Origin of the sequence: Cobetia sp. cqz5-12 (assembly GCF_016495405.1) — a bacterium.
Lineage (GTDB): Bacteria > Pseudomonadota > Gammaproteobacteria > Pseudomonadales > Halomonadaceae > Cobetia.
Genome location: NZ_CP044522.1, coordinates 2,823,597 through 2,846,141 on the forward strand (window position 1 = coordinate 2,823,597; position 22,545 = coordinate 2,846,141).

Sequence of the window (22,545 nt, forward strand, 5' to 3'; positions counted from 1 at the left end):
CCAAACATCAGGTTGGCGAAATAAACTCCAAATAGTCATCTAATTCAAGCCGTTACCATAAGCCACTACACCCTGGGACTGAACACCTAGCATTTCAAACAGTAGAGAACTTCAAAAAGGCCGCGATCAATCGCGGCCTTTTTGGTCTTCCGATGCTACTGAAACACGGGTTTATCGCGTCAAGTCCTCGTCCCCTACCGTGCCGCCCATCGGGTCCATGGCGCGGCTGGAGGGGTATTTGTAGGAGGCGAAGCGCACGGCGAGTACCGAGAGGGCGAGGAAGAAGATGCCGCCGCAGAGGTAGAGCAGGCCGATATCGGGGGCCTTATGGTGGGAGACATCGCCGATGAGGTAGCGCGTCAGCGCGGTGATGGCGATGTAGAGCAGAAAGCGGATCGGCAGGTGGTTGGTCTTGAAGTAGATACCGACCATCGCGCCGAGTTCGAGATAGATGAACAGCAGCAGGATGTCATCGACACTGGCCGAGCCCTTGGCGAACATCTCGAAGAAGGCCGATACCGAGGCGATGGCAATCGCGCCGCCGATGGCGAACAGGCCGAGATAGTGAAAGCCTTCGACCAGGAAGTTGCCGATCGAGTTGGCTTGCTTGTGCATGCGCTCCCGATACTTGTCTAGCCTGTTCATGCCGCGTGTCCTCAGACAGAGATGATGAGAAAGAGACTGCAATATCGGTGCCGCGGTCGTGATGAAGGCAAGATTGGGCCACTGGGCCCGCGCAGGCGCTGCCCTACCAGCCGAGCGTCTGCTTGACGAAGGGAATGGTCAGCTTGCGCTGGGCGGAGAGCGAGGCGTTGTCGAGTTCGCTCATCGCCGCGAACAGGCCCGGCAGGCTACGCGGCCCGCGATGCAGAATGTAGCGGGCGACTTCGTCGGGCAGTGCAAGGCCGTGGTCACGTGCACGCAATTTGAGCGCTTCGAGGCGCTGGGCATCATCCAGCCCCGAGAGATGGAAGGTGACGCCCCAGGAGAGGCGCGAGGCGAGATCCGGCAGGATGACAGGCAGCAGACGCGGTGCGCAGCTGGCGCTGACCAGCAGATGCCGCCCGCCATCGCGCAGGCGGTTGTAGAGGTGGAACAGCGCCTCTTCCCAACGCTGGCGACCGATCACCACATCCAGATCATCGATGGCGACCAGGTCCATCTCGTCCAGCCCTTCGAGCATGTGCGGCGGGAAATGGCCCAGCTCATTGAGCGGCAGATAGAAGGCACGCTTGCCCTGCTCGCCCGCCAGATGGCAGGCCGCCTGCAACAGGTGGCTACGCCCACTCTGCTCGCCGCCCCACAGATAGACGAAGGGCTCCCCGCCGTCGGCAAGTTGGCCCTTGAGGGCCTCCGCCAGCGAGGTCGAGGTGAAGTGGTAGTTGTCGAAGGTCGCGGCGTCACGTACCCCGACGCCGAGTGCCATCTGTCCCTGAGTCATTGCCATCCGTCATGCTGATTGTTGTTGCCGTGATCTCGTCTCTCGATCACTGGGTATCCTCTGCCGCCGGCGGTGCTGGCTGATCGGCAGCCACCGCGGGGCGAGAATCACGCTGTTGGTCATATAAAGTACTGTTTTTATAGCGATCATGCAGATAACGCAAGAGCACCATGATCACGGCCGCCACCGGCAGAGCAAGCAGAATGCCGGTAAAGCCGAACAGCTGGCCGCCCGCCATCACCGCGAAGATGACCGCGACCGGATGCAGGCCGATCTTGTCGCCCAGCAGCAGCGGCTGCAACACCACGCCTTCCAGCAGCTGACCGAGCGCGAAGACTCCGCCGACCGCCAGCAGTGCCCACCACTCGCCGAACTGGAAGAAGGCCACCGTGGCCGCGATCAGGATCCCGACGATGACGCCCAGGTAAGGCACGATACTGGCAAGCCCCGCCACCAGGCCGATCAACAGCGCGAACTTGAGCCCGATGATCGCCAGGCCGATGGCGTAGACGATGCCCAGACTCAGCATCACCAGCAGCTGCCCGCGCAGGAAGGCACCCAGCACCTCATCACAGTCATGCGCCAGACGCGTGGCGGTGGGCTCCATATGCCGCGGCAGCAGGCCCTGCAGCTTCTCCTTCATGCGGTCCCAGTCCAGCAGCAGATAGAAGGTGACGACCGGAATCAGCGCCAGATTGCCCAGCCAGATGGCCATCGCCAGCCCGGACTTGGAGACGGTGCCCAGAAGCGCTGCAGCGAAGGTGCCGGTCTCTTTCCAGTTGCCCAGCAGCAGCGAGCGGACCTGATCGAAGTCGGCACTGAAATCCAGCCCGGTGAACGCCTGTACCTCCGGCAATATCGTCTCGCGTATCCAGTTGAAGACCATCGGCATAAAGCTGATCAACTGCGCCAGCTGACGCCCGAGCAGCGGCACCAGCACCAGCAGCGCGATCAACAGCACCAGCGAGAGCACGCTGAACACCAGCGTGACCGCCAGATGGCGCGACAGGCCCTTGTCTTCCAGCCAATCGGCCAGCGGGTCACCCAGATAGGCGAGAATCATGCCGATGAAAAACGGCATCAGGATCGGTTCGAGCATCACCAACAGGCCGAGGAAGGCCACACCTGCGGCCAGCAACCACCATTTACGCTGCATCTTCACTCCTTGAGACAAGCCGTGGGGTACTCGTGACGGCTGACTGCCGACGGCGCACGCATCACCCATTGTTGCCTGTCGCCGAGTCACCCACAAGACACGCGCCGCTCACGCGTCTGACATTGCCTTCCCCGGCGCCACCCAAGGTGCGACAAGGCTTGCCATGACTGGCGTGGCGGACTTTTCACATTTTGATGCGGTTTTGTGAATCGGCACAGTGTCAGCTGCGAAGCGCAATGCTACAATGGCCGCCTTTCTTTTCCCGCGATCGATCGTGTCTCACCGCCCAGGCCGCACCGACAGGAACCTCACATGACGCAACGCCCCCAGGACTCCTCGCCCAGCAAGACTTCCTTGAGCTACAAGGATGCAGGTGTCGATATCGATGCAGGCAACGCCCTCGTCGAACGCATCAAGGGTGTCGCCAAGCGCACTCACCGCCCGGAAGTGATGGGTGGTCTGGGTGGCTTCGGCGCCCTGTGCGAACTGCCGGCAGGCTACCGCCAGCCCGTGCTGGTCACCGGCACCGATGGCGTGGGCACCAAGCTGCGCCTGGCCATGGACCTCAACCGTCACGACACCATCGGCATCGATCTGGTCGCCATGTGCGTCAATGACCTGGTGGTGGCTGGCGCCGAGCCGCTGCAGTTCCTCGACTACTACGCCACCGGCAAGCTCGACATCGACATCGCCGCTGACGTCGTCACCGGTATCGGCGAAGGCTGCCTGCAGTCCGGCTGCGCGCTGGTCGGCGGCGAGACCGCTGAAATGCCGGGCATGTACGAAGGTAGTGACTACGATCTGGCCGGCTTCTGCGTCGGTGTGGTCGAGAAGTCCGAGATCCTCGACGGCAAGAAGGTCGGCGCAGGCGACGTGATTCTGGGTCTGGCCTCCTCCGGCCCGCACTCCAACGGCTACTCGCTGATCCGCAAGATTCTCGAAGTCGCCGATGCCTCCCTGCTCGAGCAGGAAATCGACGGCCAGCCGCTGGCCGACGCCCTGATGGCGCCGACGCGCATCTACGTCAAGCCGCTGCTGTCGCTGCTCAAGGAAAGCGGCCTGTCCGTGCACGCCATGTCCCACATCACCGGTGGCGGCCTGCTCGAGAACATCCCGCGCGTGCTGCCGGAAGACTGCACCGCCGAGATCGACGTCGCCAGCTGGAAGCGTCCAGCGGTCTTCGACTGGCTGCAGCAACAGGGCAACGTCGAAGAACACGAGATGCACCGCGTGCTGAACTGCGGTGTCGGCATGGTCGTGGTGGTCGCTGAGTCCGACGCCACCGCCGCGCGCGCTCACCTGGAAGCCCAGGGCGAGACCGTCTTCACCCTCGGCAGCATCCGCGCCCGCAACGGCATGGAAGAGCAGGTCCAGCTGGAGAATCTGTCCGCATGATCGAACCGACTACCAACGCCTCCAACGGTGACACTCTCGGCGGCTTCGGCAACGGTTTCGAGGCAGACGATGCACCGGTTCGCCCGCGCGTCGTGGTACTGATTTCCGGCAGCGGCAGCAATCTGCAGGCGCTGCTGGAAGCACAGGAACACGACGAGCTGGGCGGCGATGTGGTCGCGGTCATCTCCAACAAGGCCGATGCCTACGGCCTGGTACGTGCGCGCGAAGCCGGCGTCGATGCCGTGGTGCTGCCGCATGATGAGTACGAGAACCGCGAGCACTACGATGGCGCCCTGATCAAGGTGATCGAGCGCCACGAACCGGACCTCATCGTGCTGGCCGGCTTCATGCGCATCCTGTCGCCGATCTTCGTGCAGCGCTTCTTCGGCCGACTGATGAACATCCATCCGTCACTGCTGCCGGCCTGGCCGGGCCTTGATACCCATCGCAAGGTTCTGGAAGCCGGCGAGAAGGAACACGGCGCCAGCGTGCACTTCGTCACCGAGGAGCTTGACGGTGGCCCGGTCGCGATCCAGGCGGTCGCCAACGTGCTGGAAGGCGATGACGAAGCCAGCCTCAAGGAGCGCGTGCACACGCGTGAGCACCTGATCTACCCGATCGCGGTGCGCTGGTTCCTCGAAGGCCGCCTGACGCTCGACGGGGAAGTGGCCAAGCTCGACGGCCACAACCTGCCGGTGGGCGGCCTGCGCCTCTCCCACGCTGATGTGGAAGAAGAGCTCAGCGATGAGCTGCCGGAAGGCGAAGAAGACTGATCAGTGACGCTGCCTTGCTGGCAAGGCCGACTGAGCTGATAGAAAGCTGATAGCAAGTTGATAGCGCGCTGACAGCGAGCTGGAAACAGAAGACCCCGCGACATGCAGATGTCACGGGGTCTTCTTGTTTTTAAAGCTTCACTTCTCTCTCGGCGACTTTCGCGTTCAGAAGGTGTAACTCACCCCCACCTCCCCGCGCGCCGTCACCTCGTCCCAGGTCTCGATGCCGGCGCCCAGATGCAGCATGGCATTGCGGCCCAGCTGCATGCGCCAGCCACCGTCGACACGCAGATAGTTGTCGCTGCCGCGATCGAGGTCCTCGGCGCGGTAGGCATTGGTCGGCAGGCTCGCCAGTCGCACCTCGGCGCTGTCGGCGTCATCATCCAGTCGCTTGCCGTAGGCCAGCTCACCGTAGAGGCCGAAGCCTTCCGCGATGGCGCGGTCGACCATGAAACCGGCCTCGACACGGCGATCGCGCAGCGTCTGATCCGAGACGCTCAGAGCGTTGGCGGCAGAACCGGATTCGGTGTAGCCATCGATGTCGGACTCGGTGTGACGGTAGGCCACGAAGGGCGCGTTGTACCATAGCGAGTCGGCGGCGGTGAGGCGATAATCGAGACGCGCCTCGGCGCTGAAGCCATCGCCATCGGTCTCACCTGACAGGGTGCGAGATGACTGGCCCAGCGCGACATGGCGGTCGAGGTCGTAATCGAAGTCGCCGTAGCTGGCCACCGCCTGGACGCCAAACCTGCCCAGCTGCTGACGGGCGAACAGGCTGAATACCTGCCCTTCCAGCTCAAGCTCACTGCCATCATCGACATCGAAGTCCGCATTGCGCTGACTGACCGCAACACCGCCCCAGGCCTGGCCGAGTGCGTTGTCCAGCGGCAGCATCACGCCGACACCTGTACCGCGCTGTTCGCTGTCAAAGCCTTGCTGGCCGCTGGAAGTCTCGCCATCCCCCGTCCCACCACTGGCCGAGCCGATGGCGAACACGCGCACGCTCGTCTCCCCTCCCGCGTGCGGATGCTGCGCCCCGGGACGCAGCTCATCGGAGAGCGAGCGCTGACTGGCATTGAGCGCGCCCGTGCCCAGCTGCGGCGCCAGCCCCAGCACCGAGGGCGCGGCGAGCATCGCATAGGCGTAGTCGGCCAGAATCTCCTGGCCAGCGGTGGTCGGGTGCACGCCATCATTGAACAGCAGCTTGTCGGGGTCTTCCGCAGCGCCGCCCAGCCCGTAGGGCGTGACGTTGCAGCTGTCGGAGAAGCACACCTGGGTCAGCGGCACGTCGCTGGCGAAGCCGAACTCGGCCGGCGATGCCAGTACCTCCTCGAGAATGCCGACGGTATCCAGGCGGATGATGTTGACCTGACCATCCAGCGCCGCCAGTCGCGTGCCCAGCGCATCATTGAAGACGCCTACCAGCGCGGAGGTCCCCGCCGCCTGCGCGGCACCCGCCGACTGACCGGCCGGCGTGCTGCCGACATCCGGCAGGTTGGAGACCATGATGGTAGTGGCACCCGCCGCTGCCAGCGCCTCCACCGCGGAGGCCAGATTGCCGGCGGAGGCGACCGCCGTGGCCGGTGAGGTGATCACGCCCTGCAGGAAGTCATTGCCACCGCCATTGACGTAATAGAGGGCGTCCGGGTCGGCACTGCCGCCGGTGCTGACCAGATAGCCATCCTCGACCCTGAGCACCGTACCGGCGCCCGGGCTGCCCGCGGGGATGACCACCTCGGAGCCATCCTCATCTGTCACCGAGGCCAGAATCTGCGCCGTGGTATAGCCGCCCACCGCGTAGTTGGTGCCGTCACTGAAGCCGGCCAATTGATAGATCACCGAGGTGGAAGGCTCTGCCGCCAACCCCAGTTCCGTGGCCAGCAACTGGGTCGAGACGCTGCCATAGGCCGAGTTCTCGTAATCCGGACCGCTGCGGTTGGTGAAGCGCAGGCTGTTGAGGCCGCCCAGGGTGGTATCGGGGAACTGGCCGGAATCGCTCAGGCTATCGCCGAAGAGATAGAGATTGGAATAGGCCTGCGCGGAAGACGCCAGCAAGGTGGTGCTGATGGCGAGGGCGAGACCGCTGAGGGTGAACCGTCGGACCAGACCGCTGGCGCTGGCCGGAGGAAATACAGCGCGATGTGAACGCGATGGCATGGCGTGCCCCTTGCTTGTGGGAGGTATCCGTCCTGCAGCCACTCTGGGGGTGGCCTGCAGACAAGCATAGGCAATAAAACAGGTGATTGAATCACGTGTTTCGTTCAACTTCCGGCTAAGACTCAGCGCCTTGCAAACGTGTCACGTTCTCGCTACTTGCCACCGGCGTCTCTCTTGTCACCATCATCACAGCTCGGCACACATCGCCACGAGCAGGCACAAAAAAGCGCCTCCCGAAGGAGGCGCTCCTGACTTTCCACACTCTTGTCTTGCCGCGCGCAGGTCACTTGCGTGAACGCAGTCCCCAGGCGCGCAGCAAGGGGTATCAGGTACGCGGCAGTGTCACGCCACGCTGGCCCTGATACTTGCCGCCGCGATCCTTGTAACTGGTCTCGCAGACTTCATCGGACTCGAGGAACAGCATCTGCGCCACGCCTTCATTGGCGTAGATACGCGCCGGCAGGTTGGTGGTGTTGGAGAACTCGAGGGTGACGTGGCCTTCCCACTCCGGCTCCAGCGGCGTCACGTTGACGATGATGCCGCAACGCGCGTAGGTGGACTTGCCCAGGCAGATGGTCAGCACGTTACGCGGAATGCGGAAGTACTCGATGGTACGGGCCAGCGCGAAGGAGTTGGGCGGAATCACGCAGGAGTCGCCCTTCACGTCCACGAAGCTCTTCTCGTCGAAGTGCTTGGGGTCCACCGTCGCCGAATGGATGTTGGTGAAGACCTTGAACTCATCCGAGCAGCGCACATCGTAGCCGTAGCTGGAGGTGCCGTAGGAAATCACACGGCGCTCATCGTGAAAGCGCACCTGATCGGGCTCAAAGGGTTCGATCATGTCGTGGCTTTCGGCCATGCGACGGATCCACTTGTCGGATTTGATGCTCATCGAGCGTACCTGACTGACTGATGGGGAGAGACGCGTGAGCGCCATGAAACGCGGGCCAGCATGATACCGGCCCGCTGTGTCGCTGGAAACCTCGGGACGCGCGGCTTGCGCCTGTCGCGCCGGGCTCAGCTGAAGCTGATGCTCGGGCCTTCATCCGCGCCGGCGGTGTCCAGCGTCTCGATGACCTGACGCGCGATAGAGAGGAAGCACTTCGCCACTTCGCCGTCCGGCTCCGCGATCACGCTGGGACGACCGCCATCGGCATTCTCGCGAATGCTCAGGGTCAGCGGCAGCTGGCCCAGCAGACGAGTCTGGTATTCCTCGGCGATACGCTCACCGCCACCGGCACCGAAGACCGCTTCACTGTGGCCACACTGGCTGCAGGTATGGGTGCTCATGTTCTCGACCACGCCCAGCACCGGCACCTTGACCTTGCGGAACATCTCGATGCCCTTCTGGGCATCCAGCAGCGCGATGTCCTGCGGCGTGGTGACGATGACGGCACCGGAGACCGGCACCTTCTGTGACAGGGTCAGCTGGATGTCACCGGTGCCCGGCGGCATGTCGATCAGCAGCACGTCCAGCTCGCCCCAGGCAGTCTGGTTGAGCAGCTGCTGGAAGGCACCGGCGACCATCGGGCCACGCCAGACCATCGGGTCCTTCACGTCGACCAGATAAGCCATCGACATGGTCTTGATGCCGTGCGCCTCGATGGGGCTGAAGACCTGCTCACCGGCCATTTCCGGACGCTGGCCGGTCGGCACGCCGAACATCTGCGCCTGACTCGGGCCGTAGATATCGGCGTCCAGCAGGCCGACCTTGAGACCTTCCGCCGCCAATGCCAGCGCCAGATTGGCGGTGACGGTGGACTTGCCGACGCCACCCTTGCCGGAAGCGACCGCGACAATGTGCTTGATACCTTCCATACCTTGAAACTCCTGTGACGGCCTGCGCGGCGCGATGAACGTGGCGCGCAGGCGTCTGAACTGTCAGCGAAAAAAGCCGTGGAACACGATGGGCACAGTATGCCTGCCACCGCGATACGGGCCAAGCCGATGCACCATGTCCAAGGAAACCATGCCCCCGGGGACAATCAGAAGCGCACGTCGACCGGCAGGAAGCGCCACTCGCCCGGCGCCATGCGGCCCAGCAGAATCGCGCCCAGGCGCAGACGACGGACCTCGATGACCTTGAGGCCCTGCTCCTCGACCGCACCGCGGATACCGCCCACCGGCACTCGCTTCATGGCGATGCGCAGACGGGTGTCGCTCTGCCAGCTGATGCTGACCTTGGGCTTGCGCCCGCGGATGTCGGCGCACAGCGCGAAGCCGATACGCTTGAGGCCGTCGTCACCAAGCGTCCCTTCCACTTCGACGACGTATTCCTGCTCCAGCTGGTCCAGGTCATCACCAAGCTTGCGGATCACGCCACGATTCTGTGACCACACCGCGAGACCGGATTCATCCTCGCCGAGCTCGGCCAGTGGCTGCTGGGACAGGAAATGCACCTTGAGCCAGTCGGCACCACTGTTGTCCAGCGCACTGCGCGGCGCGCCGTCACGCAGGGTCAGCGGGTCCGGCAGCGGCGTGCCCGGCGGCTGATACCAGACCAGGGTCATCGGCTCGATGGGTGCCATGCTGGCACCTTCATCGACGGTGACTTCCTCATCGGTGACCTTGAAGAAAGGCGCTTCCACGATTTCGCCCGCGACACGAACCACCCCCTTGGCGATGAGATGCTCGGCCTCACGGCGCGAGATGCCCTGCTGATGGGCCAGAAACTTGGAAAGACGGACGGGTTCGGTCATGGGGACTCTCGAGGCAGCGACGCAGGCAACAGGCAGAGCAGCAGCACGCAGAAGCGCAGATAGAAAAGAAGTGGGACGCCTGACAGGGTCATCAAGGCTGGCCCGCCATGATAACGGCATGCGCCGAGGATGGCACGGACGAGACGCGCTGAAGATGCTAGGCTGCGTGGCCGGAAATCGGCGCGGCTTGCTTCAGCAGATCATTGGATGCTTTTCACCAAGTCCTTTGATGCTCTTCACCAAGGCCTTTGACGCTTTTCACCAAGCTCCTTGACGCTCTCTGCCAGCGCATCTGATCCACTGCGCCGGCTCACCTGCCCCGCTGGAGCAAGCCAACTGACTGCCTCTGACAAGCCTGATCATGCGCTGACAGGTATGCTGCATTGCCCGCGTCATCGCCACGCAACCGCGTGATGCCACTTGCGGAACCCTTTGCGCGGCAAAGCGTCAGAGTTGCGTTGAAGCTCACTCTGGACCATCGAAGGTCAGGGTCAGGCAAACTGATGCGCTTGCGCGTCGACTGTCGCTACCGAGGAAGCCGGTGGCCAACGCTTCAGTCTCCGTCAGTGACTCGCCAGCCAAAGGTGTGCGATCAACCCGGATTGACCCTGCGCGCCATCACGCCTTGCTGCGCTTCCCAGGCCACGTTCACAGGTATCTTGCATGCGTTTACCCCTCACATCGCGCCGTCCACTGACTCACACGCGGCGCTACGCCATCAGCAGTGCACGTACTCTTCGTCATCTGGTACTGGTCTTCGGCCTGACGCTGGCCGCGGGTTGCTCTGCGCCACACGCCTCGGACGCGCCTGCCGCACCGACCACCGCGGCCAAGGCAGCCGTCAAGGCCGAACGACTGGAAAGTCTGCTGGTGCAAGGCGAGAGCGATGTGCCCAGTAACCTGCTGCTCAGCAAGGCCGGCGCCAAGGCGATCGACCCCAATGGCCAACGTCCGGTGGACGACCCGCTGACCTGCCTGGCGCGCGCCGCCTACTGGGAAGCCAAGGGCGAAGGCAGAAGCGGCATGCAGGGCATCGTCAATGTGGTGATCAACCGCGCCGCCGATCCGCGCTTCCCCGATAGCCTGTGCGGCGTGGTCAAGCAGGGCGGCGAGAGCGGCAGCTGCCAGTTCTCCTGGTGGTGTGACGGTCGCTCGGACAGGATCCGCGAGCCGGAAGCCTACGCCGAGGCACGCGACGTGGCACGTCAGGCACTCAACCATCAGCTGGAAGACGTCACCGACGGTGCCCTCTACTTCCACGCCCGCTACGCCACGCCCTACTGGGCCAAGCGCTTCGTGCGCACCGCGCGTATCGGTCAGCACCTGTTCTATCGCAACTGAGCACGAGTCGCTGCTGCTGGATGACCGCTGTTGAGAGCCAACCGACACTTGCTCCATAAACCCTGCGACCAGAAGCCACAAACACGACGCCCCCGCTGCCATTGGCAGCGGGGGCGTCTGCATGAGAGCGGGTTGTCGCCTACTTGTCCGGCTGGGCCGCCAGCTTGGTACGGATGAACTCGCTGTGGCTGACATGCAGCAGCCCGGCAAGACGGCGGATGCGATGCTCCTCCTGAGGGTCCAGCTCGCCATCGGCGTAGGCCAGCTCCCAGAGCATGCCGATCAGTTCGGTGCGCTCCTCAAGGCTCATGTGCTCGTTGAGCTGCTTGACGAAGCGGTAGTGATCCGTGGCCTGCTCGGCATCCTGCTCCGCCTGGGTCAGCAGGCTGGCAAGTTCCTCATCCCCCAGCGAGAAGCGCTCGGCCAGCTGGCGCGCCAGGGCTTCACGTTCACGCACATCGAGATGGTCATCGGCGCGCACCACCTCGAACATCAGCACGGCCATGGCGAGTTCAGGGCCGGGTTCATCGTTGGGGCGGGCGTTGCTGCCGGGCATCATCACCTGACGGATGAGACGATTGATCTGACCGGCGACGGATAGCTGAGCTGGCATGCTGACCTCCAGGAACGGAAAATGTAGTGTCCTTGAATCCTTCATGAGGGCTGCGGCACGGGTTGCAACCTCGCAGTTGCGCACGGCCGCGTTGCCGGTGACGCGACGCGCCCTTCGCGCCGCCCGCACCTTCGCGATATAGTAGCGCCCATCCCGACGGGGCGACGCGTTCGCCCCTATCACGTGTCATTCCGGCGAGCCGCTGCCCCTTCACGCAGCAGGCGCCCTTTACCGTCAAGACGAGGCCTCATGTCAGCGCGCAAGATTCTGGTCACCAGTGCCCTGCCCTATGCCAATGGGTCGATCCACCTGGGTCACCTGCTTGAGTACATCCAGACCGACATCTGGGTACGCTTCCAGAAAAGTCGTGGCCACGAATGCCATTACGTGTGCGCCGATGACGCCCACGGCACCGCCATCATGCTGCGTGCCGAGCAGGAAGGTGTCACCGCCGAGCAGCTGATCCAGCGTGTGAGTGACGAGCACCAGGCCGACTTCGCCAAGTTCGGCGTCGGCTTCGACAACTATCACTCCACCCATTCGCCGGAGAACCGCGCCCACAGCGAGCGCATCTATCTGGCGCTGCGTGATGCCGGCCATATCGCCACCCGCGATATCGAGCAGATGTTCGATCCGGTCAAGGGCCTGTTCCTGGCCGACCGCTTCATCAAAGGCACCTGCCCGAAGTGCAAGACCGAAGACCAGTACGGCGACAACTGTGAAGCCTGCGGCGCGGCCTACACGCCGGCCGAGCTGATCGATCCGGTCTCTGCCATCTCCGGTGCCACGCCGGAAATGCGCACCTCTACCCACTACTTCTTCAAGCTGCCGAACTTCGCCGAGTTCCTCAAGGAGTGGACCAAGAGCGGCCGCGTGCAGAGCCAGATCTCCAACAAGCTGCAGGAATGGTTCGAGGCGGGTCTGGCCGAGTGGGACATCTCCCGCGATGCACCCTACTTCGGCTTCGAGATTCCCGACGCGCCGGGCAAGTACTTCTATGTGTGGCTGGATGCGCCGATCGGCTACCTCGCCAGCTTCCAGAACCTGTGCGAGAAGCAGGGCATCGACTTCGACAGCTACTGGAAGGCCGATTCCGATGCCGAGGTCTATCACTTCATCGGCAAGGACATCGTCTACTTCCACGCCCTGTTCTGGCCGGCGATGCTGGAAGGTGCCGGCATGCGCACCCCGACCGGCGTCAACTGCCACGGTTTCGTGACCGTGAACGGCGCCAAGATGTCCAAGTCACGCGGCACCTTCATCAAGGCCGATACCTACGCGCAGTTCCTCAACCCGGAATACCTGCGCTACTACTTCGCCGCCAAGCTGACCTCCGGCGTCGATGACCTCGACCTCAACCTCGACGACTTCACCGCCCGCGTGAATTCCGACCTGGTCGGGAAGGTGGTCAACATCGCCAGCCGCTGTGCCGGTTTCGTCAAGAAGTTCGGCGACGGCAAGCTGTCCGCCACCTGCGCCGAGCCGGAGCTGGTCGAGCGCTTCATCGCCGCTGGCGAAGGCATCGCGGCGGACTTCGAAGCCCGTGAATTCGCTCGCGCCATGCGCAAGGTGATGGAACTGGCCGATGAAGCCAACACCTACATCGCCGACAAGGCGCCGTGGGCGATGGCCAAGGAAGAGGGCCGCGAGCAGGAAGTGCTCGACGTCTGCTCCGTGGGCATCAACCTGTTCCGCCAGCTGATGGTCTATCTGGCGCCGGTGATTCCGGAGCTGACCGACAAGGCACGCGACTTCCTGAACCTCGAGAGCCTCGACTGGGCCAGCCGTGAAGACGTGCTGACCGATCACGCCATCAACAAGTTCAAGCCGCTGCTGACCCGCGTCGAGCCGGAGCGCATCGACAAGATGCTCGAAGCCTCGCGTGAAGTGCTGGTCGAGGAACAGAAGATCAAGGACGGCACCGCCAAGGCGGAAGCCGAAGCGGCTGCCGCACCGAGTCCGCTCGATGCCGACCCGATCGCCGAGGAAATCGACTTCGATACCTTCATGAAGACCGACCTGCGTGTGGCGAAGATCGTCAAGGCGGAGCACGTCGAGAAGGCGGCCAAGCTGCTCAAGCTGACGTTGGATATCGGCGGCGAGACCCGCACCGTATTCTCCGGCATCAAGTCCGCCTACGCGCCGGAAGCCCTGGAAGGCCGCCTGACCGTGATGGTCGCCAACCTGGCACCGCGCAAGATGCGCTTCGGCGTGTCCGAAGGCATGGTGCTGGCCGCCGGTGACGACGAAGGCATCTACCTGCTGGAGCCGCACACCGGCGCCAAGCCGGGTCAGCGCGTCACTTGATACAGTGTTGATACAGTGATGATGCACTGATTCAGCCTCGCTGAAGCCCTTTCAGCACAACGCCCCGCCAGAGACTCTCTGGCGGGGCGTTGTCGTACATGCGTCACATCCGGGCGGCGGAACGGCTACTCGTAACGGCGACCGGCATGCTCCAGCCAGCCACCCACATGGCGGCCACCGGGATCATGGTGCGTCCAGTGGATCACGCCGCCCTTGTCGGTCCACTCGTATTCCCCGTAGAAGCCGATGCGATCACCTACCTGAAGACTGTCGATACGCGGTGCCAGATCGATGTTGTGCGCCACCAGAATGGTGGTGCCACCCGCGACCCGAATCAGGAACTTCTGGTGACGGCTGCCCTTGAGATCATCCCGGAGCAGACGTATCACCTCCCCCGTGCCACGTACCTGAACATCACTCTGCTGCGCACTGATGGCGCGCTTGAGTCGGCTTTCGTCCGCCGAGGAGGCACCTTCCCCCTGCGTCGCCTCGGCCTGCGGCGACTGGAAGTCATTCCACAGCTGGGAAAGCGAGAAGTTGCCATTGCCCGTCAGCTGCGAGATGCCCGCCATCGCCACCACCAGAATGATGACCCATAACGGCCGACGGCCGCGTGTTCCTGTCCTGCGCATATCCCACTCCTTGTGCCACCTCCGGGTGACGTGAAAGTCTCTGATCACGTCACAATCAATAAAAGTAATAAAGGAATTCTTCTTTATTACTTCAAGAACCAAGCAAAACACGAAACAATAGCCGTCTCATGCTGGCAACACTCCGCCTGGCTTGCCACGCTACAGGCTGTCGGCCAGCAGCATCTTGCGTATAATACCGCCGCGCTCGACGATCCCCTGCCCCGCAGCCTCCTGACAGCTTGCGGCAGCCATGGCCCTGATCGCCTGCGAGTGCCGGTTCAAGCATGCCGCGAACACGGAAGCGCCTTCGAAACACCCTGACCGAGCGACGCCCCTGATGAGTGAATACCTTCTTATCCTGATCAGCACCATCCTGGTCAACAATTTCGTGCTGGTGCAGTTCCTCGGCCTGTGCCCCTTCATGGGTGTCTCCAACAAGCTGGAATCCGCGATGGGCATGTCGCTGGCCACCACCTTCGTGCTCACGCTGTCGTCGATGTGCGCCTACCTGACCTATCACTTCATCCTCGCGCCGCTGGGGCTCGAGTACCTGCGAACCATCGCCTTCATCATGGTGATCGCCGTGGTGGTCCAGTTCACCGAGATGGTGGTCAAGAAGACCAGCCCGCTGCTCTATCAGGTGCTGGGCATCTTCCTGCCGCTGATCACCACCAACTGTGCGGTGCTTGGCGTGGCGCTGCTGACCCTGAACCGCAATTCCAGCTTCATGGAAGCCACGCTCTACGGCTTCGGCGCGGCCGTCGGCTTCTCGCTGGTACTGGTACTGTTCGCCGCCATGCGCGAGCGTCTGGCCGTCGCCGATGTGCCGCGCCCCTTCCAGGGCCCGGCCATCGCGATGATCACCGCCAGCCTGATGTCGCTGGCCTTCCTCGGCTTCTCCGGACTGGTGCAGATCTGACATGCTCGAATTCTTCAACGACCATACGCTGATCTCCGCCATCGTCGCACTGGTGGCCATGGCCGTCGTCTTCGGGGGCCTGCTCGGCTTTGCCGCCGTGGCCTTCAAGGTCGAGGGTGACCCCATCGTCGAGCAGATCGACCAGCTGCTGCCGCAGACCCAGTGCGGCCAGTGTGGCTATCCGGGCTGCAAGCCCTACGCCCAGGCCATCGCCGAAGGGGATGAGATCAACAAGTGCCCGCCGGGCGGCGAGAGCACCATCGCCTCGCTGGCCGACCTGCTGGGCCGCGAGGCCACGCCGCTGGATGGCGATGCCGACAACACCCCCAAGGTGGCAGTGATTCGCGAGGACGAGTGCATCGGTTGCACCAAGTGCATCCAGGCCTGCCCTGTCGATGCCATTCTCGGTGCCGCCAAGCACATGCACACCGTGATCGCCGACGAATGCACCGGCTGCGACCTGTGTGTCGAGCCCTGCCCGGTCGATTGCATCGACATGGTGCCGGTCGCCACTGACGTGCGCAGCTGGCACTGGCCGCAACCGGCGGGCCCGACCCGCGACAATGCCCGCTTCAGCGGCAATCTGATCGTGACCGATGCCGCCGATTCTACTGCCACATCTGCAAGGAATGTCGCCTGATGGTTCTGTCGTTGCTCAAATCCATGGTGACTTCCCGTTCTGCCACGAGCACTGCTGCCCCGCGCGCGACAGGCAGTGACAACGCTCCCCGCGTATTCGACTTCCACGGCGGAATCCATCCGCCGGAGCACAAGGCGCTCTCCAACCGCGCCCCGCTGGTGGCCGCCCCACTGCCACGTGAGGTGGTGCTGCCGCTCAGTCAGCATATCGGTGCGCCCGCCCAGCCACTGGTGGAGATCGGCCAGCGCGTGAAGACGGGCGAGCTGATCGCCCGCGCCCAGGGCATGATCTCCGCCCCGGTGCATGCCAGCATCACCGGCGTGGTCACCGCCATCGAGCCACGCCGGATTCCCCACGTCTCGGGGCTGGAAGACCTGTGCATCGTGATCGAGCGCGACGGCGAGATCGATGAATGGGCGCGCCTGGAAGCCTGGCGCGACTGGCGTCAGCAGGAAGCCCAGGACCTGATCCAACGCCTGCAGGACGCCGGCGTGGTCGGTCAGGGCGGTGCCGGCTTCCCCTCGGCGGTGAAGGCGCGCGTACGTGAGCGCCACGCCATCGATACCCTGATTCTGAACGCGGCGGAGTGTGAGCCTTATATCACCGCCGACGACCTGACCATGCGCACGCATCCGGAAGCGCTGATCGAAGGGCTCGAGATTCTCGCCAGCCTGATCGGCCCCGAGTGCATCCTGATCGGTATCGAGGACAACAAGCCCGAGGCCGTCATCGCGCTGGAACAGGCGATTCGCGCCCGCCGTGCCGACAAGCGCCTGCCACCGCTGGATTCACGCCTCGAAGTCGTGGTGGTGCCGACCAGGTATCCCTCCGGCGGCGAGAAGCAGCTGATCAAGCTGCTGACAGACCGCGAAGTGCCCAGCCGTGGCCTGCCCGCCGATGTCGGCGTGGTGGTGCACAATCCTGGCACCGTACGCGCCGTGCAGCGCGCGGTGTGCTTCGGCGAGCCGATGATCTCGCGCGTCGTCACCCTGACCGGCGAGGCCCTGCAGCACCCGCACAACGTCGAGGCGCGCCTGGGTACCTCCATCGCAGACCTGCTGCGCCTGGCCGCTCCTTCTGCGAGCGGCATCGCACGCCTGGTGATGGGTGGCCCGATGATGGGCTTCACCCTCGAGAGCGACGCCCTGCCGATCATCAAGACCACCAACTGTCTGCTGGCTTCCTCCCCCGAGTCACTGCCGGCACCGGCGGTCGAGCAGCCCTGTATCCGTTGCGGCATGTGCGAACAGGCCTGCCCGGCCGAGCTGTTGCCGCAGCAGCTCTACTGGTTCTCCAAGGCACGCGAGTTCGACAAGGCCGAGCTCTACAATCTGGCGGACTGCATCGAATGCGGTGCCTGCTCCTACGTCTGCCCCAGCCAGATTCCGCTGGTGCAGTATTACCGTTTCGCCAAGGGCGAGATTCGCAGTGCTCAGCACGAGGCGCGCAAGTCCGAACGCGCCCGTCACCGCTTCGAGTTCAAGCAGGCGCGCATGGCGCGCGAGGAAGCCGAGAAGGAAGCCAAGCGCCAGCAGCGCGCCCAGGCGGCCCAGAAGTCCGCTGCCGCCCGCGCCGATGCCAGCGCCAGCGCAGACACGACGTCGACCTCGGCTTCCACAGCGACCGCGGCTGCCCAGCCGGCACCGGCCACCGATATCAAGGCCTTCAAGACGGCGCGTGCCGCAGCCAACATCGCCCTCAAGAAAGCCGAGAAGGCGCTCAAGGCCGCCCAGGACAGTGGCGAGAGCAGCGCCAGTGATCTTGCGGCGCTTGAGGCCAACGTGACCGCGGCCAAGGCCAAGCTTGCCAGCGCCGAGAGCGCCCTCAAGGCCGCCAGTGAGGCAAGCGAGTCCGCCGCTGCGGCCCCCGCTGTCAGTGGCACATCCGCCCCCGCCGCAGCTTCGGCTGGCGACCTCAAGGCGTTCAAGACGGCGCGTGCCGCCGCCAACATCGCGGTCAAGAAGGCCGAGAAGGCCCTCAAGACCGCCCAGGACAGTGGCGAAGGCGACATCGCGGCGCTGGAGGCCGGCGTCACGGAGGCCAAGACGAAACTGGCCAAGGCCGAAGCCGACCTCAAGGCTGCCAGCGAGGCCAGCGAGTCAGCTGCTACTGCGGCGGCCAGCACTTCCACCACAGGCGCCGCTGCCCCCGCCGCCGCCGCCCCGACTGCCGATCTCAAGGCACTCAAGACGGCGCGTGCCGCCGCCAATATCGCCGTCAAGAAGGCCGAGAAGGCCCTCAAGACGGCACAGGATAGCGGTGAGGGCGACATCGTGGCGCTAGAGGCCAGCGTCACGGACGCCAGGGCGCGACTTGCCAAGGCCGAAGCTGACCTCAAGGCCGCCAGCGAGCCAGCTGCCCCTGCGCCGGCCAGCACTTCCTCGACAGGCGCGGCTGCCCCCGCAGCCGCAGCGCCGGCTGCCGCAGCTTCGGCTGCCGATCTCAAGGCACTCAAGACGGCCCGTGCCGCAGCCAATATCGCGGTCAAGAAGGCCGAGAAGGCCCTGGCCCGCGCCAGCGAAAGCGGTGAAGGAGATATCGAGGACCTGCAGACCCTGCTGGCCACGGCACAGGAAAACCTGCGTGCCGCCGAGGTGCGTCTGACCAGTGCACAAGCTGACGGCGCTGACGCGCCGCCTGCCGCCAAGGGCACGGGCGAATTGATTCCCGAAGCGCCCACGCCCGACGCGGGTTCTGTGGGGCGCGGCAGCATGGCCAGCAACGTGACGCTCTCCCAGGCCGAGATCGAGGCATCACGCGCCGAGAACCTCGCCAAGCGTCACAAGCAGGTCAGCATCGCGGTCAAGGCGGCCGAGGCGGCCCACCGCAAGGCCGAGGCGGCATTGAGCGAGGCGAATGACGAAAACCGTCAGCGCCTGGCGACCAAGGTCGACCGCACGCGCCGCAATCTGGAACACGCCCGCGAGTCATTGGCCGAGGTGCAGGCACTGGTGGACGCCCAATGAGTGACCTGAGCCCCTCTAGCGCGCCAATGGCGACGCATCCTGAAGCACGCCTCGTGTCATTGCCCATTTACCGCAAGGATCTGACCGTCTCATGAGCCTGATGCATGCAAGCTCCCCCCATGCCCATGGGCCAACCGCCACCTCGCGCGTGATGGCCTGGGTGCTGGCCGCGACGCTGCCGGGCATCGCCGTGCTGTGCTGGCATTATGGCTGGGGTGTGCTGTTCAACCTCGTCTTCGCCTGTCTGGCGGGTATCACCCTCGAGGCACTGCTGCTCAAGCTGCGTGGCCGTCCGGTCAGCTTCTTCCTCAAGGACAATTCGGCACTGGTGACCTGCGTGCTGCTGGCGGTGTCATTGCCGCCGCTGGCGCCCTGGTGGCTGGTACTGACCGGCGTGATCGCGGCCATCGTGGTCGCCAAGCAGCTCTATGGCGGCCTGGGCCAGAATCCGTTCAATCCGGCGATGGTCGCCTATGCGCTGCTGCTGATCTCCTTCCCGGTCGAGATGTCGCGTTGGTCATCCCCCGATGGTTTCGCACTCGGCTTCGCTGACAGCCTCAAGCAGTTCTTCGGCATGATCGCCACGCCAGATGCCCTGACCGGCGCCACACCGCTGGATGCCTTCCGCAACAAGGGCGAGCTTTCCAGCAGCGAGTTCTGGGCAGACCCGAGTCTGCTGCCCGCCGCCAACCTGCTGGCCTGGCAGCAGACGGCCATTGCCTGGGGCCTCGGCGGCCTGGTGCTGCTGGCGCGCCGCCTGATCACCTGGCATATCCCGGTGGCGATGCTGGGCAGCCTGGCGGTGATCTCCGGCATCTTCGCCTTCGTGGATGGCGAACAGCACGCCAGCCCCCTGTTCCACCTGCTGTGCGGTGCGGCGATCTTCGGCGCCTTCTTCATCGCCACGGACCCGGTCACGGCGGCGACCTCCAACAAGGGCAAGCTCTATTACGGCGTCGGCATCGGCGTGCTGATCTACCTGATTCGCGCCTTCGGCGCCTATCCTGACGCCATCGCCTTCGCGGTGTTGCTGATGAACTTCAGCGTGCCGTTCATCGATTACTACACCCAACCACGCAGCTATGGTCACAAGAAGGCCCGCCGTGGCATCAAGCTGGAGGACAAGGCATGAGCCTCACGCCTGATCAGCCCGAACAGCAAGCTCAGGCCGCCCAGGGCCTGAAGCACACCATCGCGCGGGCCGCGCTGGGCCTGGCGGTCTTCGCCATCGTCACCGCCGGCGTGGTCGCCATGACCCAGATGACCACCGCCGAGACCATCGCCGACAACGAGCGTGCCGCCCAGAGCGCGGCGCTGGCCGAGATCATCCCGCCGTCGCTGCACGACAATGACCTGCTCGACGCGGCCTTCGTCCTGCCGCCTTCCCAGGTACTGGGTCTGGAGAGTGCCGATACCGGCTGGCGCGCCACCCAAAATGGCGAGACCGTCGCGGTACTGCTGCCGGTGGTGACCGGCAAGGGTTACAGCGGCGATATCCGTCTGCTGGTCGGTATCCGTGCCGATGGCAGCGTGGCTGGCGTGCGCGCCGTCAAGCACGCCGAGACCCCGGGGCTGGGCGACAAGATCGAGGCGCGCAAGTCCGACTGGATTCACGAATTCGACGACCAGACACTCAGCTCGGTGGAGTGGAAGGTGAACAAGGATGGCGGTGATTTCGACCAGTTCACCGGTGCGACCATCACCCCGCGCGCCGTGGTGGGTGCCGTTCGTCAGGCGCTGATCTACTTCATGGCGCATCGCACGGCGCTGCTGGCCGGCGACAGCGAGACGCTGACCGCGACCCGCCGCGCCGCCAAGGCCCAGCAAGGCACGCAAGCTCCCACCGCTGATGGCACGCTTGTGCCATCAGCGCCTTCTGAACATGGCGGAGACGAACCTCATGAGTGATATCTCACTTGGCAAGATCAGCCGCGATGGCCTGTGGGACAACAACCCGGCGCTGGTGCAGCTGCTGGGCCTGTGCCCACTGCTGGCCGTCACCGCCAGCGTCGTCAATGCCATCGGCCTGGGGCTTGCCACCCTGCTGGTGTTGATCGGCTCCAACGTGGCGGTGTCACTGATCCGCAATCTGGTGCCTTCTGCAGTGCGCCTGCCGGCCTTCGTGATGATCATCGCCTCGTTCGTGACCTGTGCCGAGCTGTTGATGAAGGCGTATACCTATGAGCTCTATCAGATTCTGGGCATCTTCATTCCGCTGATCGTCACCAACTGTGCGATTCTCGGGCGTGCCGATGCCTTCGCCGCCAAGCACCCCGTGCTGCCGGCCGCCACCGATGGCTTGATGATGGGTCTGGGGTTCATGGCCGTGCTGGTACTGCTGGGCGGCATGCGTGAGCTGTTCGGCCAGGGCACGCTGTTTGCGGGCATGGAACTGCTCGTCGGGCCGATGGCCGCCGACTGGCAGCTGACGATCTTCCCGGATTACTCCTTCCTGTTCCTGGTACTGCCACCCGGGGCCTTCTTCTGCATGGGGCTGATCATCGCGGGCAAGAAGACCATCGATGAGCGCCTCGAACAGCGCCGCAAGGCAGCCAACGCCGATGCGCCCAAGGTGTCGCGTCGCGTGCGGGTCACCGGCACGATTTCCTGACTTGCGCAGCCGCGCCTCGCTCCTGCCCATCCCCGCCTGCGATTCACCGTGCTCCAGGTGGGGTTCGACCGAAACTCGCTGACCTGACATCGAGCTGCCATGAACGCCCAGAAACGCCTCGAGATCTTCACTCGCCTGCGCAACGAGAACCCTGAACCACGCACCGAGCTTGCCTGGTCGACGCCCTTCGAGCTGCTGATCGCGGTGCTGCTCTCGGCGCAGGCCACGGACGTGGGCGTCAACAAGGCCACGGCGAAGCTGTATCCGGTCGCCAACACGCCGGAGAGCATCCTCGCGCTGGGCGTCGAGGGCCTGAAGGAGTACATCAAGACGATCGGCCTGTTCAACACCAAGGCCGAGAACGTCATCAAGACCTGCCGCATGTTGATCGAACGGCATGGTGGTGAGGTGCCGCAGACCCGTGAGGCGCTGGAAGCGCTGCCCGGCGTGGGCCGCAAGACCGCCAACGTAGTGCTCAATACCGCCTTCGGCCAGCCGACCATGGCAGTGGATACGCACATATTCCGCGTTTCCAACCGCACGCGCATCGCCCCGGGCAAGAACGTGCTGGAGGTCGAGCACAAGCTGATGCGCCATGTGCCCAAGGAGTTTCTGGTCGACGCCCACCATTGGCTGATCCTGCATGGCCGCTACACCTGCGTGGCACGCAAGCCGCGCTGCGGCAGCTGCATCATCGAAGACCTCTGCGAGTACAAGGACAAGGTCGACCTGTAACGCCTCGGGGCACGAGGATTTGATGACGTCTTCATCATCAGGGGCTTGATGACTGGAACTTTGTGAGCAACAGCTTGATGACGGGAACTTGATCACCAGGCGCCTGGCGAAAGCTCCGACCCTGCATGGACTGCATGCGTGACCTGCATGCGTGATCGTT

Annotated in this window: 20 protein-coding genes; 11 read left to right on the forward strand and 9 right to left on the reverse strand. The window is 64.1% G+C overall.

Annotation, left to right across the window (positions count from 1 at the left end):
• Positions 1-171: 171 nt before the first annotated feature.
• The 3 genes from F8A90_RS11765 to F8A90_RS11775 all read right to left on the reverse strand — a co-directional run bounded on the left by F8A90_RS11765 (position 172) and on the right by F8A90_RS11775 (position 2,597).
• Entirely contained in the window at positions 172-645 is a 474-nt protein-coding gene (locus F8A90_RS11765) for a phosphate-starvation-inducible protein PsiE (protein WP_200017285.1), read from the reverse strand.
• Positions 646-748: 103 nt separating this feature from the next.
• A complete protein-coding gene (gene hda, locus F8A90_RS11770) occupies positions 749-1,447 on the reverse strand; it encodes a DnaA regulatory inactivator Hda (protein ID WP_043334111.1) in 699 nt (232 codons plus the stop codon).
• A gap of 40 nt (positions 1,448-1,487) precedes the next feature.
• A complete protein-coding gene (locus F8A90_RS11775; RefSeq protein ID WP_200017286.1) occupies positions 1,488-2,597 on the reverse strand; it encodes an AI-2E family transporter in 1,110 nt (369 codons plus the stop codon).
• Positions 2,598-2,909: 312 nt separating this feature from the next.
• Here F8A90_RS11775 and purM point away from each other — a divergent pair, with 312 nt between their 5' ends.
• Together purM and purN are read left to right on the forward strand one after the other, a co-directional pair.
• Positions 2,910-3,992, forward strand: a complete 1,083-nt coding sequence (gene purM, locus F8A90_RS11780; protein WP_054556274.1) for a phosphoribosylformylglycinamidine cyclo-ligase — start codon at positions 2,910-2,912, stop codon at positions 3,990-3,992.
• Complete coding sequence (gene purN, locus F8A90_RS11785) at positions 3,989-4,765, forward strand: phosphoribosylglycinamide formyltransferase (RefSeq protein ID WP_200017287.1); 777 nt, start codon at positions 3,989-3,991, stop codon at positions 4,763-4,765. The genes purM and purN overlap by 4 nt, the downstream gene beginning before the upstream one ends.
• Positions 4,766-4,930: 165 nt before the next feature.
• On the opposite strand, the gene F8A90_RS11790 is transcribed toward purN, so the two are convergent.
• The 4 genes from F8A90_RS11790 to F8A90_RS11805 all read right to left on the reverse strand — a co-directional run bounded on the left by F8A90_RS11790 (position 4,931) and on the right by F8A90_RS11805 (position 9,621).
• On the reverse strand, positions 4,931-6,922 hold the full coding sequence (locus F8A90_RS11790; RefSeq protein WP_200017288.1) for an autotransporter outer membrane beta-barrel domain-containing protein: 1,992 nt from the start codon (positions 6,920-6,922) through the stop codon (positions 4,931-4,933).
• 325 nt (positions 6,923-7,247) lie between these two features.
• Positions 7,248-7,814, reverse strand: a complete 567-nt coding sequence (dcd, locus tag F8A90_RS11795) for a dCTP deaminase (RefSeq protein WP_043334107.1) — start codon at positions 7,812-7,814, stop codon at positions 7,248-7,250.
• Positions 7,815-7,939: 125 nt separating this feature from the next.
• On the reverse strand, positions 7,940-8,776 hold the full coding sequence (gene apbC, locus F8A90_RS11800; RefSeq protein ID WP_267906767.1) for an iron-sulfur cluster carrier protein ApbC: 837 nt from the start codon (positions 8,774-8,776) through the stop codon (positions 7,940-7,942).
• A 131-nt stretch (positions 8,777-8,907) separates the two neighbouring features.
• Positions 8,908-9,621: an RNA pseudouridine synthase gene (locus F8A90_RS11805; protein WP_200017289.1), complete on the reverse strand. Its 714-nt coding sequence runs from the start codon at positions 9,619-9,621 to the stop codon at positions 8,908-8,910.
• Between the two features lie 663 nt (positions 9,622-10,284).
• Between F8A90_RS11805 and F8A90_RS11810 the strand changes: the two genes are divergently transcribed.
• A complete protein-coding gene (locus tag F8A90_RS11810) occupies positions 10,285-10,962 on the forward strand; it encodes a cell wall hydrolase (protein WP_200017290.1) in 678 nt (225 codons plus the stop codon).
• A gap of 139 nt (positions 10,963-11,101) precedes the next feature.
• Here F8A90_RS11810 and F8A90_RS11815 read toward each other — a convergent pair whose 3' ends face one another.
• The gene (locus F8A90_RS11815) at positions 11,102-11,575 is read right to left on the reverse strand and encodes a tellurite resistance TerB family protein (protein ID WP_166018528.1); all 474 of its coding nucleotides are present in this window, start codon (positions 11,573-11,575) and stop codon (positions 11,102-11,104) included.
• Positions 11,576-11,824: 249 nt separating this feature from the next.
• Between F8A90_RS11815 and metG the strand changes: the two genes are divergently transcribed.
• A complete protein-coding gene (gene metG / locus F8A90_RS11820; RefSeq protein WP_200017291.1) occupies positions 11,825-13,882 on the forward strand; it encodes a methionine--tRNA ligase in 2,058 nt (685 codons plus the stop codon).
• A 125-nt stretch (positions 13,883-14,007) separates the two neighbouring features.
• Here the strand turns inward: metG and F8A90_RS11825 are convergent, their stop codons facing one another.
• Entirely contained in the window at positions 14,008-14,514 is a 507-nt protein-coding gene (locus F8A90_RS11825; RefSeq protein WP_233593305.1) for a DUF3465 domain-containing protein, read from the reverse strand.
• Between the two features lie 337 nt (positions 14,515-14,851).
• On the opposite strand from F8A90_RS11825, the gene rsxA reads away from it, so the two are divergent.
• The 7 genes from rsxA to nth all read left to right on the forward strand — a co-directional run bounded on the left by rsxA (position 14,852) and on the right by nth (position 22,385).
• On the forward strand, positions 14,852-15,433 hold the full coding sequence (gene rsxA / locus F8A90_RS11830; protein WP_043334102.1) for an electron transport complex subunit RsxA: 582 nt from the start codon (positions 14,852-14,854) through the stop codon (positions 15,431-15,433).
• A gap of 1 nt (position 15,434) precedes the next feature.
• On the forward strand, positions 15,435-16,073 hold the full coding sequence (gene rsxB / locus F8A90_RS11835) for an electron transport complex subunit RsxB (protein ID WP_054556280.1): 639 nt from the start codon (positions 15,435-15,437) through the stop codon (positions 16,071-16,073).
• A complete protein-coding gene (rsxC, locus tag F8A90_RS11840; protein WP_233593306.1) occupies positions 16,073-19,039 on the forward strand; it encodes an electron transport complex subunit RsxC in 2,967 nt (988 codons plus the stop codon). Before rsxB ends, rsxC begins: the two co-directional genes overlap by 1 nt.
• 91 nt (positions 19,040-19,130) lie before the next feature.
• Complete coding sequence (rsxD, locus tag F8A90_RS11845; protein ID WP_200017292.1) at positions 19,131-20,171, forward strand: electron transport complex subunit RsxD; 1,041 nt, start codon at positions 19,131-19,133, stop codon at positions 20,169-20,171.
• Positions 20,168-20,947, forward strand: coding sequence for an electron transport complex subunit RsxG (gene rsxG, locus F8A90_RS11850; RefSeq protein ID WP_200017293.1), 780 nt, complete (start codon positions 20,168-20,170; stop codon positions 20,945-20,947). Before rsxD ends, rsxG begins: the two co-directional genes overlap by 4 nt.
• Positions 20,940-21,650, forward strand: coding sequence for an electron transport complex subunit E (locus F8A90_RS11855; RefSeq protein ID WP_043334099.1), 711 nt, complete (start codon positions 20,940-20,942; stop codon positions 21,648-21,650). The genes rsxG and F8A90_RS11855 overlap by 8 nt, the downstream gene beginning before the upstream one ends.
• Before the next feature lie 99 nt (positions 21,651-21,749).
• Positions 21,750-22,385: an endonuclease III gene (gene nth, locus F8A90_RS11860; RefSeq protein ID WP_043334098.1), complete on the forward strand. Its 636-nt coding sequence runs from the start codon at positions 21,750-21,752 to the stop codon at positions 22,383-22,385.
• Positions 22,386-22,545 lie beyond the last annotated feature (160 nt).

Coding starts and splice junctions, on each gene's coding strand:
- F8A90_RS11855 (WP_043334099.1), top strand. CDS start 20,940: ATGAGTGATATCTCACTTGGCAAGATCAGCCGCGATGGCCTGTGGGAC.
- F8A90_RS11810 (WP_200017290.1), top strand. CDS start 10,285: ATGCGTTTACCCCTCACATCGCGCCGTCCACTGACTCACACGCGGCGC.
- rsxA (WP_043334102.1), top strand. CDS start 14,852: ATGAGTGAATACCTTCTTATCCTGATCAGCACCATCCTGGTCAACAAT.
- purN (WP_200017287.1), top strand. CDS start 3,989: ATGATCGAACCGACTACCAACGCCTCCAACGGTGACACTCTCGGCGGC.
- rsxG (WP_200017293.1), top strand. CDS start 20,168: ATGAGCCTCACGCCTGATCAGCCCGAACAGCAAGCTCAGGCCGCCCAG.
- F8A90_RS11815 (WP_166018528.1), bottom strand. CDS start 11,575: ATGCCAGCTCAGCTATCCGTCGCCGGTCAGATCAATCGTCTCATCCGT.
- rsxB (WP_054556280.1), top strand. CDS start 15,435: ATGCTCGAATTCTTCAACGACCATACGCTGATCTCCGCCATCGTCGCA.
- F8A90_RS11805 (WP_200017289.1), bottom strand. CDS start 9,621: ATGACCGAACCCGTCCGTCTTTCCAAGTTTCTGGCCCATCAGCAGGGC.
- F8A90_RS11825 (WP_233593305.1), bottom strand. CDS start 14,514: ATGCGCAGGACAGGAACACGCGGCCGTCGGCCGTTATGGGTCATCATT.
- hda (WP_043334111.1), bottom strand. CDS start 1,447: ATGGCAATGACTCAGGGACAGATGGCACTCGGCGTCGGGGTACGTGAC.
- F8A90_RS11775 (WP_200017286.1), bottom strand. CDS start 2,597: ATGCAGCGTAAATGGTGGTTGCTGGCCGCAGGTGTGGCCTTCCTCGGC.
- nth (WP_043334098.1), top strand. CDS start 21,750: ATGAACGCCCAGAAACGCCTCGAGATCTTCACTCGCCTGCGCAACGAG.
- F8A90_RS11790 (WP_200017288.1), bottom strand. CDS start 6,922: ATGCCATCGCGTTCACATCGCGCTGTATTTCCTCCGGCCAGCGCCAGC.
- rsxD (WP_200017292.1), top strand. CDS start 19,131: ATGAGCCTGATGCATGCAAGCTCCCCCCATGCCCATGGGCCAACCGCC.
- F8A90_RS11765 (WP_200017285.1), bottom strand. CDS start 645: ATGAACAGGCTAGACAAGTATCGGGAGCGCATGCACAAGCAAGCCAAC.
- metG (WP_200017291.1), top strand. CDS start 11,825: ATGTCAGCGCGCAAGATTCTGGTCACCAGTGCCCTGCCCTATGCCAAT.
- dcd (WP_043334107.1), bottom strand. CDS start 7,814: ATGAGCATCAAATCCGACAAGTGGATCCGTCGCATGGCCGAAAGCCAC.
- rsxC (WP_233593306.1), top strand. CDS start 16,073: ATGGTTCTGTCGTTGCTCAAATCCATGGTGACTTCCCGTTCTGCCACG.
- purM (WP_054556274.1), top strand. CDS start 2,910: ATGACGCAACGCCCCCAGGACTCCTCGCCCAGCAAGACTTCCTTGAGC.